General features: G+C 63.5%; 14 protein-coding genes. 8 read left to right on the top strand and 6 right to left on the bottom strand.

Annotated features, from left to right (window positions below; translation table 11 throughout):
• Positions 1 to 1,583: 1,583 nt before the first annotated feature.
• From A3CW_RS54025 to A3CW_RS54015, 3 genes are read left to right on the top strand one after another with little or no spacing between them, the layout of a single operon-like run.
• The gene (locus A3CW_RS54025) at positions 1,584 to 1,949 is read left to right on the top strand and encodes a hypothetical protein (protein ID WP_028207371.1); all 366 of its coding nucleotides are present in this window, start codon (positions 1,584 to 1,586) and stop codon (positions 1,947 to 1,949) included.
• A gap of 11 nt (positions 1,950 to 1,960) precedes the next feature.
• Positions 1,961 to 2,392: a histidine kinase dimerization/phospho-acceptor domain-containing protein gene (locus A3CW_RS54020; RefSeq protein WP_028207370.1), complete on the top strand. Its 432-nt coding sequence runs from the start codon at positions 1,961 to 1,963 to the stop codon at positions 2,390 to 2,392.
• Entirely contained in the window at positions 2,302 to 2,790 is a 489-nt protein-coding gene (locus A3CW_RS54015; protein WP_245623806.1) for an ATP-binding protein, read from the top strand. The genes A3CW_RS54020 and A3CW_RS54015 overlap by 91 nt, the downstream gene beginning before the upstream one ends.
• Here A3CW_RS54015 and A3CW_RS0132940 read toward each other — a convergent pair.
• Positions 2,719 to 3,657 carry a LysR family transcriptional regulator gene (locus tag A3CW_RS0132940; protein ID WP_028207369.1) on the bottom strand — a complete coding sequence of 313 codons (939 nt, stop codon included), beginning with the start codon at positions 3,655 to 3,657 and terminating at the stop codon, positions 2,719 to 2,721. The two genes, A3CW_RS54015 and A3CW_RS0132940, sit on opposite strands and share 72 nt — an antisense overlap.
• Positions 3,658 to 3,754: 97 nt before the next feature.
• Between A3CW_RS0132940 and A3CW_RS0132935 the strand changes: the two genes are divergently transcribed.
• Both A3CW_RS0132935 and A3CW_RS0132930 read left to right on the top strand, forming a co-directional pair.
• Positions 3,755 to 4,768, top strand: coding sequence for a zinc-binding alcohol dehydrogenase family protein (locus A3CW_RS0132935; protein WP_028207368.1), 1,014 nt, complete (start codon positions 3,755 to 3,757; stop codon positions 4,766 to 4,768).
• A gap of 24 nt (positions 4,769 to 4,792) precedes the next feature.
• Positions 4,793 to 5,218 (top strand): GlcG/HbpS family heme-binding protein, encoded by a 426-nt coding sequence (locus tag A3CW_RS0132930; RefSeq protein ID WP_028207367.1) that lies wholly within the window; start codon positions 4,793 to 4,795, stop codon positions 5,216 to 5,218.
• On the opposite strand, the gene A3CW_RS54610 is transcribed toward A3CW_RS0132930, so the two are convergent.
• The 4 genes from A3CW_RS54610 to A3CW_RS0132915 all read right to left on the bottom strand — a co-directional run bounded on the left by A3CW_RS54610 (position 5,109) and on the right by A3CW_RS0132915 (position 8,816).
• Positions 5,109 to 5,801 carry a HutD family protein gene (locus tag A3CW_RS54610; protein WP_154678097.1) on the bottom strand — a complete coding sequence of 231 codons (693 nt, stop codon included), beginning with the start codon at positions 5,799 to 5,801 and terminating at the stop codon, positions 5,109 to 5,111. The genes A3CW_RS0132930 and A3CW_RS54610 overlap by 110 nt on opposite strands.
• A gap of 65 nt (positions 5,802 to 5,866) precedes the next feature.
• On the bottom strand, positions 5,867 to 6,808 hold the full coding sequence (locus A3CW_RS0132925) for an electron transfer flavoprotein subunit alpha/FixB family protein (RefSeq protein ID WP_028207366.1): 942 nt from the start codon (positions 6,806 to 6,808) through the stop codon (positions 5,867 to 5,869).
• Positions 6,809 to 6,810: 2 nt separating this feature from the next.
• On the bottom strand, positions 6,811 to 7,584 hold the full coding sequence (locus tag A3CW_RS0132920; RefSeq protein WP_028207365.1) for an electron transfer flavoprotein subunit beta/FixA family protein: 774 nt from the start codon (positions 7,582 to 7,584) through the stop codon (positions 6,811 to 6,813).
• Between the two features lie 44 nt (positions 7,585 to 7,628).
• Positions 7,629 to 8,816: an NAD(P)/FAD-dependent oxidoreductase gene (locus A3CW_RS0132915; RefSeq protein ID WP_028207364.1), complete on the bottom strand. Its 1,188-nt coding sequence runs from the start codon at positions 8,814 to 8,816 to the stop codon at positions 7,629 to 7,631.
• 182 nt (positions 8,817 to 8,998) lie between these two features.
• On the opposite strand from A3CW_RS0132915, the gene A3CW_RS0132910 reads away from it, so the two are divergent.
• Together A3CW_RS0132910 and hutG are read left to right on the top strand one after the other, a co-directional pair.
• On the top strand, positions 8,999 to 9,964 hold the full coding sequence (locus A3CW_RS0132910) for a LysR family transcriptional regulator (protein ID WP_028207363.1): 966 nt from the start codon (positions 8,999 to 9,001) through the stop codon (positions 9,962 to 9,964).
• Positions 9,965 to 9,999: 35 nt separating this feature from the next.
• Positions 10,000 to 10,815: an N-formylglutamate deformylase gene (gene hutG / locus A3CW_RS0132905; protein WP_028207362.1), complete on the top strand. Its 816-nt coding sequence runs from the start codon at positions 10,000 to 10,002 to the stop codon at positions 10,813 to 10,815.
• Positions 10,816 to 11,053: 238 nt separating this feature from the next.
• Here hutG and A3CW_RS0132900 read toward each other — a convergent pair whose 3' ends face one another.
• A complete protein-coding gene (locus A3CW_RS0132900; RefSeq protein ID WP_028207361.1) occupies positions 11,054 to 11,656 on the bottom strand; it encodes a helix-turn-helix domain-containing protein in 603 nt (200 codons plus the stop codon).
• A gap of 260 nt (positions 11,657 to 11,916) precedes the next feature.
• Between A3CW_RS0132900 and glnT the strand changes: the two genes are divergently transcribed.
• Positions 11,917 to 13,305, top strand: coding sequence for a type III glutamate--ammonia ligase (gene glnT, locus A3CW_RS0132895; protein ID WP_028207360.1), 1,389 nt, complete (start codon positions 11,917 to 11,919; stop codon positions 13,303 to 13,305).
• The last annotated feature ends 6 nt before the right edge of the window (positions 13,306 to 13,311 follow it).

The raw sequence follows: 13,311 nt of genomic DNA, 5'->3' as shown, positions 1-13,311 counted from the left end.
GTGCGCGCAACCTGATATCGACGCAATCGTGAGCAATGTGACGCCTGCGTACAGTGCACGCACGGCGATCCCCGATGGACGCATTCCCGTCTCCTAATATTGGTGTGCCTGGCCAGAAAGCATGTTTGCGTACCATGCAACGTTACCGGTAACGTCGTGGGATGTTAAACACCGGACTTCAAGGTTGCCATGCGGGGTTTACCTGACGCACGCGAGGTGCAACGGCGGGCTTTGACGAGAGAACGTATGAGGAGGCGGGGAGAGGCTGGGCTGAGAGACCAAAGAGTCATCCCATCCCGGCTGTGAGAGGCGAAACAATGGTATATTTTTCTGACCGTCGCAATTGATCTTACCGTCCATGGGCGAGCCACCTGATGTCTACGGACGTGACGCTCGCGACCGAAGCCGCGGTTCGTTCGGCTAGCGCTACTTGGTCATGCTCAGGCACCCATCCGAGCAGCGTGACCACGCCTGAAGTCCGGCAGCAAGTCTTCCGGACCTGGTCAATCAGGGCCGCGGAACCGTGACGCGCCATCGCGGTGAGCGCCACGCCACCGCGACGAGTTGACGTTGAGCCGGCCGTGCGCGCCGAGTGGCTCCCGACGAGTGAGCACGAACTAGGCGCAAGCGCCTCGCCGTCATCGACTCCCACAAAAAATATTGCGGCCCAGGCGGGATTCGTTGTAGTCTGGTCAGTTGCTATACTTCCCTATCCTAAATAAGATTGATAAATTGCGTTGTGCAAAATAACGAAGGAGTACAGATCAGATGAAGTGCGTCCATTCCCAGCTATCCATCGAAAAATGATCGGCCAAAAACCGCCGCTTCGGCATCGCCGCTTGTAGGGCATCCTCAAGATGCTTTTCCGTTGTTCCGACCTTCGCCGGCTCGCCGGTACTGTTCGGTTCCGAGAAGGCTGATCATTGCGCTCGTGCTAGGATTTCCCCAACAAGGGAGGGCAAGCGATGGCTGTGCACGCTATAACGGCGGTTCGGGTGGACGGGAATTCGGAAAGGGTCACACACGTGCTTTGGGGGCAGGTGTCCGTGAGTGGAGACCAATTTGAGGTCGCTCCGCACGCATCGCCTGTAATCGAAGTGGTAGACGCACTGGCGAAGGGCGACACCGTCGTAACAGTCTTTCCGCTGGATGGGCAGCGCGTCGCAGGTCCAGAAGTCCGCCGCGCCGTCGATGAGGCCGGACGCGAAGGCATCGAAATGGTGGTCACTGATTCCGATGCGGGCCGAAGGCTCGTGGCCTACCACGGCTTGATCACGAATAGAGCGCTCATCGGGTCGGCTCTATCGGACGGAGTTTAATCGTTTAATCACCCGCCCTCACGAACTCGTGTCTAAACCTTGCGCCAGACTCGCGCCGTCTGAGCACGCGAATGTCCATATTAGAGGCAGTGATCGGCCACGAACCGCTGCTCACAAGCCTCGCCGGTCGAACAGTCGGCGATCGGTTCCGCCTTCTTTAACGGACATCCCCGCGTGAAGACCGATTTGCATGCGTAAAATTCCGATGGAGCATCTGTTGGGCGCACGACGGAGTGAAGCGACGCATGCCAATAGGAGGCTTAGATGGACCTGGCGGACTTCATTGAGGCCAACATTCAGGCCCTGGTCGGCGATTGGGCAGAATGTGCCCTTGCAATCAGTCAGGTGGACAGTCAGTTCACTGAAAGCCAGTTGCGCAATTCTGCCCTCGACATCCTGACTGCCATCGCAGTGGACATGCGCGAGCCGCAGAATGCAGCGCAGCAGCAAACCAAGTCACGCGGCGAAAAACATGCCCCGCACTCAAGGTTCAATGCGGTCGCACGTCTGCACGCGGAGGACCGCCTTTCACACGCATTCGGTATCAACGATGTCGTCGCGGAGTTCCGCGCGCCTTGCGCGCCACGGTGCTGCGCCGCTGGCAGAAGACTTCACCGGTCGGCGCTATAGCATTTCAGCAAATGACCCGGTTTAACGAGGCTATTGACCAGGTGCTTGCCGAATCGGTACGGCACTACGTGATGCGTACGGAGCGCATCCGGGATCTTTTTGCTGGCGTACTTGCACACGACCTCCGGTCACCGCTTGGCGCGATATTGAATTCCAGCGAAGTGCTGCTGCACGACGAAGGCTTGTCTGCGGTCAGCGCAAGGGCACTCGCATTCGTACAGCGCGGCGCGTTACGCATGAGACAGATGATTGACGACTGCTCATTTTTACGCGTACCCGCCTGGGTGACACACTGCCGGTGGGTTTCACCCCTCAGGACATGGGGCGCATATGTAGCGACGCAGCGGATGAAGTGCGTGCTTCCTATCCAGACGCGCTCATCGAGCTACGTTTTGTGGGCGACCTCCGGGGGCGATGGGACGGCGGCCGAATCGGACAGTTGATCGTCAATCTCCTGACAAACGTCGTTCGCTACGGTTCGGGGCAGATTGTCGTCGAAGCCCGTGCTCACGATGGACAGGTGACCGTTGTCGTCGGCAACAAAGGCAATCCGATTCCGGAGCGCGCACTCCCTACGCTGTTCGATCCGCTAACGAGGGCGCCCTCACCCGACCGAAGCGGAATGGCCGCTGGCACAGTCGGGATGCGACCTCCCAGCGAGGCGGGCCGTCGAGCCGGCCCAAGTCGGTCGGGGTGCGGCCATGAAGCGTCGTTCGCCCGCGCCGGCGCTCGGACATTGAGACGTCGGTTCCGCCCAGGAAGCGGCCATTTAAATCGCGAGCACAGCTGGAGTGCCCCCCAATGGATGGCTGGCAAGCAATGCAGCGCATCGCTCCCGTAGAAAGACATGCAACTCGGTAATCGCCGGCGTTAGTTGCGCACGGTGCGCACAAATTAAGTGCAACGGCGCAGGTTCGCAATACTCCGGCGGAAATAACTCCATCAGTCGCCCAGCTCTCAGATCGTCGATGAGGTCCAGCCGCGACTTGTAGACAAGGCCTTCCCCGGCTATCGCCCAGCGACGAACGACATCGGCATCGTCGCTGATGCGATTACCCGTGACAGCCACGGTGCGTTCGCCACCAAGCGGGGTAAAGCACCAGCGTTCATGTATCTGCTCGCTCCAGACATACCGAAGGCAGTTGTGTCGCCGCAGGTCCTCAACTTTGGCCGGTGCGCCATGCCGTTCGAGGTATGACGGCGCGGCACACAATGCACGTCGGTTGTCGTCGACCAGCCTCATGGCCAGAAGAGACGAATCAGGTAGCACTCCGTAGCGCACTACGGCATCCAGCGGCTGGCGGATTAGGTCGGCCGCCCGGTCGCTCATTTTCAGATGCAGCGACAAGCCGGGGTGCAGGTGCTGAAATTCATCCAGCCACGGCAACAGCAGGTTTCGACCAAAGTCAGACGGAGCGGACAGCCGCAGCGGCCCGGACAGCGCCCCCCGGGCGTTTGCCAGGGCCTGCTCGCCTTGCTCCAGCGCACCAATCATGACCCGCGCATGCGGCAGGTATCGCTCCCCGGCGTCCGAAAGTTGCATGCTTCGCGTCGAACGGGTGAACAGGCGTGTATCCAGCGCCTTTTCGAGTCGCTGCACTGACGCACTCGCATGTGCGGGCGCAATATTCAACTGGCGCGCCGCCTCCGAGAAGCTGCCGTAGTCCACCGTGTGCACGAAGATCTGAACGTCATCGAGTCGAATCATTTTCATTGAAATGCCGAAATTGTTTGGTCTCAAAGGGCATTTATCTGCATACCGACGAAAGATAGCATGGTCTCACACCCCCTTGGAGACCCCGTGTATGAAAGCCATTGGCTTCTATCAGAACCATCCCGTCAGCCACCCGCAGGCGCTGCAGGACATCGAGCTGCCGACGCCGGAACTGCGCGACCACGATTTGCTGGTGAAAGTGAAAGCGGTATCGGTCAACCCGGTCGATACCAAAATCCGGCGCGATGGAGACATTCCGGACGGCGGTGCGCGTATCGCCGGCTGGGACGCGGCGGGAATCGTCCGCGCGACCGGTCCGCTGGCCACCCGCTTCAAGCCAGGCGACCGTGTCTGGTACGCGGGTGACATCACGCGGCCCGGCTGCAACAGCGAACTGCACGCCGTGGACGAACGCATCGTCGGACCCATGCCGGCATCACTGGATTTCGCAGAAGCCGCTTCGTTGCCGCTGACCGCGATCACCGCGTGGGAGCTGCTGTTCGACCGTCTGCGTGTTCAGGCAGCGGATCCGACCGACAACAACGTGCTGCTCGTAATCGGAGCGGCGGGCGGCGTCGGCTCGATTCTGACCCAACTGGCACGTGAGCTGACTGGTATGACCGTCATCGGCACGGCCTCGCGGCCGGAAACCCGCGAGTGGGCGCTGGCTCATGGCGCGCATTACGTCCTGGATCACCATCAGCCCTGGGCAGCCCAACTGGCCGCGCTCGGTATCGAGCACGTCACCCATGTTGCCGGGTTGAACAACAGCGCCGCCTACGTGCCTCAGATCGCAGCCGTGCTGCGCCCGGAGGGCCAGTTCGCCCTCATCGACGACCCGGTGGGTCTGGACATCGGTCCGTTCAAGGGGAAATCCATCTCGATTCACTGGGAACTGATGTTCACCCGCGCGATGTTCACCACCGACACCCTCGCACGGCAACAAGCCTTGCTGCGCCGCGCGGCGCAACTGGTTGACCAGGGCCGCCTCAAGCACACCCTGACCCGCCGCATTGACGGCATCAACGCCGAAGGTCTCATCGAAGCGCATGCGCTGGTCGAGGCCGGCAACATGATCGGCAAGGTCGTCGTTGCCAACCACTGAACCCTTCTGAGAACGATCATCAACATGACATCGCAAATTATCAGCACGACAACGATCAGCCTGGAAGCCGCGCAGGCATTACTGGCAGAAGCGCGGCGCGCCTGCGCCGCGCGCGGGTTCGCCGCGACGATCGCCGTGACCGATGCAGGAGGCCACCTGCGCGCTTTCGAGCGCGCGGATACCGCCCCGTTCCTGACTGTTGACGTCGCCATCGACAAGGCATGGACCGCCGCGTCGTTCGGCATGGCCACGCACCAATGGAATCAGTACATGGCCGAACCTACCGTTGCTCCGCTGGCGCACCATCCGCGGCTGACGCCGGTCGGCGGTGGTGTACCGATCATTCACGAGGGGCGTGTGGTGGGGGGCATCGGTGTTTCTGGCGGAACATCGCTTCAAGACCACGAGGCCGCTGAGGAAGCGCTGCGTAACGCAGGGTTTGAGCAGTAAGCCTGGGCCGTTGAGCGATCGCCTTGCCGTCACTCGACAAACGTCCACAAAGGCGAATCCGTTGCTCGTGAGGGACCGGCCCGGACGGCCGGATCTCTCCGCTCTGTGTCGCACGATCGATTGCGGCGGCCAACACCGAGTTCGATAAAACTGCCTCGCAGGCACGACAGGTGCGCTGCTCGAATGGGCCGGATCCGCACGACGTCCTGTGCAGCGGACTAACGTCCAGAGTAAATTTGGCATCCATTACTCGCGTTCGCATATCTGGACGAGAGCAGCGGTTGTCGAACTTAAACACTTTATCTTTATAGCTCGTGTTCCGGGTCGGTCCTCTTCCTGTGCTGCTGAGGTCTGGCTGGCCGGCGCGCGCCAGCAACTGGCCGTCCTGCGAAAGCAGGTCGACTGCGTTGTCGCCGATGGGCAGCAGCGTGCGGTCGTAGCCCGCTAACTGCGAGAACTTCGCCGGGCCGTCGAGCGTCGCGATGCTCACGCGCCACGGCGCGGCGCCGCGCTGCTCGGGACCGCGCGCAAGGGTGCGCGTCGTGCCGCCGCCATTGGCCCACGGCTCGGGCGGCACGCGCATGCAGTCGATGAACCGCACAGCGCAGATTTCGGCGGCGTCGGCGGAGGGAACGGGCAGGCGCGCGTTCATGGACGCTGCTCCGCGGCCTGCACGTGGGCTTCGATCGCGCCCACGACGGCGAACAGATCGCCAACGAGCCCCACGTCGGCCACCGAGAAGATCGGCGCGTCCGGGTCCTTGTTCACGGCGACGATGAACTTCGATTCCTTCATGCCGGCGAGGTGCTGGATCGCGCCGGAAATGCCGAACGCCACATATACGTCGGGCGCCACGCTGCGGCCGGTCTGCCCGATCTGCGCGGCGTTCGGCGCATAGCCCGCATCGACCGCCGCGCGCGAGGCTCCGAGCGCCGCGCCGAGACTTCCTGCGAGCCGGCCGAGGCGCTCCATGTTTTCCTGCGAGGCGAGGCCGCGTCCGCCCGCAACCACCACGCGCGCGCTGCCGAGGTCCTGCCCACTCTGTTCGGCGGCGCGTCGCTCGACGAGTCGCGTGGCGGTGAACGGTAGAATAGGTGCGAGCGCAACGATATTCGCAGCGCCGCCTTCTGCCGCGACGGGCGCGAACGACGAGGGCCGCACGCTTGCATAGGTGCGCGCCGTGGCGCTCGTCACCGTTGCGATCACGCTGTCCGCATAGAGGCAGCGCACGAACTGTGTGCGCTCGCGAATGGCGATCACGTCGGCGATGAATGCCGCCTCGGAGAGTGCCGCCGCGCGCGGCAGCGCGGCCCGGCTGGATGCGCGATGTGTCGCGACTACCATCGAATACTCTCCGACAAGGACGAGCAATTGCGCCGCGATCGTTTCGGGCGCGAGCGCATTGGCTGCGCCAGCGGAGGCGACCAGCACGCGCTCGATGCCATTCACACGCGCCGCCGCTGCTGCGCTCGACGCATCGAATACCAGCAGATCGACGGGCTGCCCCAGTTGTAGCGCAGCGCCTATCACGCGTAGCGTGACATCGGAAATCGATCCCACGTCGGTGTCGGCCAGAACCAGCGTTCTCATAGTCAAACTCCCACGGATTCAAATACGCGTCGATCGGCGAGTGCTGCGATCAGCGCTCCGACGTCGTCCACCTTCACACCAGGCTCGCGTACGGGTGGATCGTTCAGTTTCAGCACGTGGCTGCGGGCGCTCGACACGCCGCCGAGCGAGGCCGCCTCTCGCGTGGCGAGCTGCTTCTGCTTCGCCTTCACGATGCTCGGCAGCGTCACGCGACGCGGTTCGGCCAGGCGCAGATCCGCGCTGACCACGGCGGGGCCGTCGAGCTGCCACGTCGCCGTGCCTGCATCGTCGCCGCAACTCGCGCGCCAACCGCCGTCGATGGCGTCGAGCGCGCTCGCGTTGAGCGCCTGCGGCCAGCCAAGCAGTGCAGCGAGCATCGCCGCCACGCCGCCCACGTCGCCGTCGATGGCCTGCTTGCCGCACAGGACGAGACTGTATTCGGCTTCCTTTATGTGCGCGGCCAGGAGCCGGGCGACGGCGAGCGAGTCGAGCGTGGCGGTGGCCGCGCCCGTATCGATCAGTACGGCATCATCGGCGCCCATGGCGAGGGCGGTGCACAGCACGTCCTGGTGCGCGGGCAGGCCGCAGGTGAGCACCGTGACGTGCGAGGCCACACCGGCTTCCTTCAGTTGCAGCGCTTTTTCGAGCGCGCATTCGTCGAAGGGATTGAGCGACATCTTGAGCCCCGCCGTTTCGATCGCGCCGGCGGCGCTCACGCGCACGCGCACGTTTGGATCGACCACGCGCTTGACGGGCACCAGAATGCGGACAGTCATCAGTTTTCTCCTGTTTGCATGCGAAAACACATCGCGCGATGGCGTTACGACACCGCGCCCAGACCGTACTTGCCGGTCAGCAGCGCGCCGCTTGCAAAGCGTTCGAGTGCGTACGGTTCGAGGGAGACGTCGGTGGACAGGCCGAGCGCGTGCTGCGCGAGCAGCTTGCCGATGCCCGGCGAGAGCTTGAAGCCGTGGCCCGAGAAGCCGAAGCCCACCGTGAGGCCTTCCACATCGGTGACATTGCCGAGCACGGGGTTCCAGTCGGGCGTGACGTCGTACACGCCGGTCCACGAAGAGGCGAGGCCTGCCGTTTCGTAGGCGGGGAAGTGTTCGGCCACCTGTGCGCCGACTTCCGCCACATAGTCGAGCGAGATATCGCCCTGCTCGGTCTCTGGCGCGTTGAGCGTTTCGCCCACCACGCCTTCGGAGACCAGCATCTGGCTGCCACCGTAGCTGCGGAAATAGAGCATACCCGGCGAGCCGAGATCCTTGAACGCGGGCATGGTGAACGTGTAGGGCGCGGCTTCGCATTCGAGCGCGAGCACGGTGTGGCGCTCGGGCTTGACCGGCAGCGGCACGCCGATCCACTCGGCGAGTTCGGGCGTCCAGATGTTCTGTGTGCTGATGAGCGTGCCGCAGCCAAAGCGTCCGGCCGACGTTTGCACGCCCACCACGCGGCGGCCTTCGCGCACGATGCCGGTCACGCGCACGCCTTCCATGATCTTTACGCCGCGCCGGCGCGCGGAGCGTGCGAAGCTGGTCGCGACGAGATAGGCGTCGGCGAAACCAGCTTCGGGCTCGAAGCCAATCAGCGCGGCATCGTCGAAGGTCGCAATGGGCAGGCGCGCTTGCGCCGCCTGGCGGTCGAGCAGTTGCACTTCGATGCCCATGTCCTGCTGCGCGCGCAGCGAGGCGGCCAGCGGGTCGAGCTTGTCACCTTCGGGCGCGCTGATCATGTAGCCGCATTTGACGAGGCCACACGAGGCTTCGTCGTCGCTGAGATAGTCGGCGAAATTGTTGAACGCCCACCAGGAGGCGCGCGCGAGTTCGACGTTCTGGCGCACCGAGTAATGCGTGCGCAGCAGCCCGGAGGACTGCGAGGTGGTGCCCGCACCGATCGTGCCCTGATCGAGCATGAGAACGCTTTTCGCGCCGAGCGCAGCGAGATGGTGGGCGACGGACGTGCCGATTACGCCGGCGCCGATCACGACATAGTCAAAGTGGCTCATGGGCCCCCCGTGGGTGAACGATGGCAAATTCTGCGTTGCCGGTGCGCGCCATTATTTTGTATTAGGCAAACTTATGGTTCATCACCGCAATTGCTCATCCTCCGCGTGCTGGCCGTCCAGGGCGGCATCATGCAGAAGACGGCGCGGTGGCGTCATTTGCCCAGACATCCGCGGAGCAGCCCATGAGACGTACCCAGGCGCCCATCGACCTCAATGCCTTGCAAGCCTTTCTCGCGGTGTGCGAGACCGGATCGATGACCGGCGCGGCCAAGCAGCTAGGCGTGAGCCAGAGCGCAGTAAGTCAGGCCATCGCGGCGCTGGAGCGCGATCAGGGCGTGGTCCTGTTCGATCGCGAAAGCCGGCCTCCACGCCCGAACGTCGCGGGCCGCGCGCTGCTCGAACTGGCGGGCTCGCTGCTCGAGCACGCGCAGATGGTCAGTGCGCGCATTGGTGACGCATCGAACACCGGCACCTTGCCGGTACGGCTTGGCTGCGTGGATTCATTCGCGGCGACCGTGGGCCCGGAGCTGATTCGCGCGGTATCGGGCTCCGCGCGGCAGATTGCGTTGTGGTCGGGTTTGACACCGGGCTTGAGCAAACAGTTGCACGACCGCGAACTCGATCTCGCGGTATGCACGCAGACGACGCTCAACGACGCACGCATCGTCGAGGTGCCGCTGTTTTCGGAAGCGTTTGTCGTGGTCGTTTCGCGCGCGTTGCTCGCGGAGCGCAGGAACATCGACTGGCGCACGCTTGCGCTCGAAATGCCGATGATCCGATACACCCCTCGCTCGGTGATCGGACAGCAGGTCGAGCGCTATGCGCGGCACCTCGGCATCAACCGTCCGCGCCGCTATGAATTCGACGCGACCGATCCGCTCCTGAGCCTCGTCGCGGCCCGGCTCGGTTTTGCGATTTCCACGCCGTTGTGTCTCTGGCAGGCGCGCCATTATTTACCCGAGATCGACGTGTTGCCGCTGCCAGCCGGACGGCTCGGGCGGCGTGACTTCTTCCTGCTGCATCGGCAGGGTGAGTGGGACGCGTTCGCGCATGAAATCGTCGCATTGACGCGGCGTGTCCTGGACGCCTCCATCAGGCCGGCGCTCGCGCGTGCCTTGCCGCAACTGCCGGAAGACGCGTTGATGTAGCCGGATCGAAATTTTTGTACGAGAGGAGTATGAAAATGTCCGAACTATTTTCGCTGGAGCGCGGCGATGCGCCTCTGGTCGTATCGATTCCGCATCTGGGTACACAGATTCCGGCGACGCTGCGCCATCTCTATACGGATGAAGCGCTCACCGTTGCCGATACGGACTGGCATCTCGATCGTCTTTATGCCTTCGTGCGCGAGCTTGGCGCGACGGTGATCGGCGCGCGCGTCTCGCGCTATGTGATCGATCTGAACCGGCCGCCCAACGACGAAAGCCTTTATCCGGGCCAGACGACGACGGGCCTGTGCCCCGGCGAAACGTTCCGCGGCGAACCCGTCTACAAGCCCGGCTGCGCACCCGACGCGGCGGAGCGGGCCGCGCGCGTCGCGCAATACTGGCAGCCGTATCACGACGCGCTCGCGGCAGAGCATGCGCGTCTGCGCGAGCGGCACGCGAACGTGCTGCTGTGGGAAGCGCATTCGATCGCGAGCGTGCTGCCGCGGCTGTTCGACAACAAGCTGCCCGACCTCAACCTGGGCACGCAGGGCGGACGCACCTGCGCGGGCGCGGTGCAGCAGGCCGCTGTCGATGCGATGGCCGCGAGCCCGTACACGTGGGTCGCGAACGGCCGTTTCAAGGGCGGCTACATCACGCGCAATTACGGCGCGCCGGAGCGCGGCATTCATGCAGTTCAACTGGAGATGTGCCAGTCCACCTACATGAACGAGCGCGCGCCATTCGACTACATCGCTGAATGTGCCGAAGCCATGCAGCCCACGCTTTCCCGCATGGTCGGAGCGGCGCTCGACGCGGTGCAGGCGCTCGCACCAGCGTCCGCGCTTTCATAAGCAATTCTGATACTCGAACGTAAGCCCGCGTCCCGATTCAGTGCAGTGGCGCACAGCAGGCAGGAAAACCGCGCACCGTCAGCAGGCAAGCAGCGAAGCGAGCGAATCAGGAAGGCGAGGTGGAGAGGGGCGGCGTGCGCGCCGGGTGTTTATCAGCAGGAATTTTTGATTCATATAGATAAACATGGCACGAACGTTGCGTAAGAAGTAGCGCAGGCGGGATGGCAGGGCCTGCGCCTCACTCGGCAGCTCCCGGCGGATAGATGAAGATCGACAGGAACTGGATCGGTGTTTTGATGAGTCGCTCGGGGCCATGAGGAATATCAGCCTGGAAGGTAAGCGTGTCGCCGGGATGGAGGATGTAGGTCTGCTGGCCGTGGCGGTATTCGATCACGCCCTTGAGCATGTGGATGAACTCGGTGCCCGGATGCTCGAAGGTCGGAAACCGCTCCGCTTCGTCTTCGAGGGTGATGAGGAAGGGCTCAAAGGCTTTGCGCGGGCCCTGGTCGTAGGCAAGCAGATGGTAGGTGTGGCCGCGTTTGGTGCCCTTGCGAACGACTTCCATGCCCGCGCCCTTCTTGACGAGCTGTGCGTCGCCTTGCGGAACGTCGAAGTTGCGAAAGAGCGTGGAGAGCGAAACGCCGAGTGCTTGTGCAATGCGGTGCAGAACGTCGAGTCCGGTTGAGGTCTGCGCGTTCTCGATCTTCGAGAGCATGCCGCGGCTGATGCCGGCCTGGTCGGCGACCTGGGCGATGGTCAGGTCATGGCGCAGGCGCAGTTCGCGGATCGTGGCGCCCAGGTAGCGTTCTAGTGGTGCTTTGCTGTCGTCCCCAGTGTGCATGATCGGCCTCGGTAGAAATGCTTGACGCGTAGCTGGCCGGCACGCAGCGGCGCGCGCCGGTTGTTTCACTGCATGAAGCATTGTTGCATGGCAGGAAAAGGAGTTCCAGACGTAGTGCGTAGCGATAAGTGCCTGACGAGAGCGTAGTGGCGGGTCCGCATGAGCGCCCTGAACGATGGCCAGCAAGTCCCCGGAACCGGCCCAGGCGCGATGCGCCCAGCCTCTTTCAACCGCAAACGGAGTTGGTGCAAGGAGTGACGATGAATCTGAACGACACGAGTAAGCTGCCGCTCAGCGAGCCCGGAAGCGTGCCCCGTTTCGACTCGGCAGAAAACGCGCAAGGCTGGCTGGCTCAGCAGGGCGTGAAATACGTTTTGGCGCAGTTCGTCGACATCCATGGTGTCGCAAAGGCCAAGTCGGTGCCGGTTGCGCATTTGAAGACGGTGCTCAAGGCGGGTGCCGGCTTCGCTGGATTTGCGATCTGGGGTGTCGGCATCGAGCCGAACGGCCCCGATTTCATGGCCGTCGGCGATCTCGCGACGCTCACGCCCGTTCCGTGGCAGCCGGGCCTCGCACGCATCGTCTGCGACGGGCACGTGAACGGCGAAGCATGGCCGTTCGATTCGCGCGTCACGCTCAAGCGCCAGGTCGCACGCCTGACCGAGCGCGGCTGGACCCTTTTCACGGGGCTCGAGCCGGAGTTCTCGCTGCTGCGCCGCTCCGCTAGCGGCACCCTCGAACCGTGCGACCCCAGCGACACGCTGGCGAAGCCGTGCTACGACTACAAGGGTCTCTCGCGCACGCGGGTGTTCCTCGAGCGGCTCACCGAAGCACTGCGCTCGGTTGGCATCGACGTCTACCAGATCGACCACGAGGACGCCAATGGCCAGTTCGAGATCAACTATACCTACACCGACTGCCTGACGTCGTGCGATCACTACGTGTTCTTCAAGATGGCCGCGTCGGAGATCGCCAACGAGCTAGGCATGATCTGCTCGTTCATGGCGAAGCCGTTCGCGAACCGGCCCGGCAACGGCATGCACATGCACATCTCGATCGGCGACGGTAAGCGCAATCTGTTCGCCGACGGCGGCGACCCGCTGGGCATGAGCCTGTCGAAGCTCGGCTACCAGTTCACCGCCGGCATTCTTGCGCACGCCCCCGCGCTCACCGCGCTGTGCAATCCGACCGTCAACTCGTACAAGCGCCTCGTGGTGGGGCGCTCGCTCACCGGCGCGACGTGGGCGCCGGCCTATGTGAGCTATGGCGACAACAACCGCTCGACCATGGTGCGTATGCCCGGCGAGCGCATCGAACTGCGTCTGCCGGACGGCTCCTGCAACCCGTACCTCGCAACGGCCGCCGTGATTGCCGCAGGGCTCGACGGGATCGACCGGCAACTCGATCCGGGCACACCGGCAAACGAAAACCTTTACGAGTGGTCGTCGGAGCGACTTGCCGCGCACGGCATTGCGGTGTTGCCGCAAAACCTCGAGCAGGCGCTCGACGCCCTCGAGGCGGACACGCTGATCTGCGAGGCGCTCGGCCCGGTGGCCGGTGAGTTCCTCAAGCTCAAGCGCATGGAGTGGCTCGAATACATGCGGCACGTGTCCGACTGGGAACTCAAGAACTACCTCGAATTTTTCTAAGGAGAA

The sequence above is a fragment of the Paraburkholderia nodosa DSM 21604 genome (assembly GCF_000519185.1).
GTDB classification, from domain to species: domain Bacteria; phylum Pseudomonadota; class Gammaproteobacteria; order Burkholderiales; family Burkholderiaceae; genus Paraburkholderia; species Paraburkholderia nodosa.
Note: the sequence above shows the minus strand (reverse complement) of the source record. Positions and strands in the feature narration are given on the sequence as shown.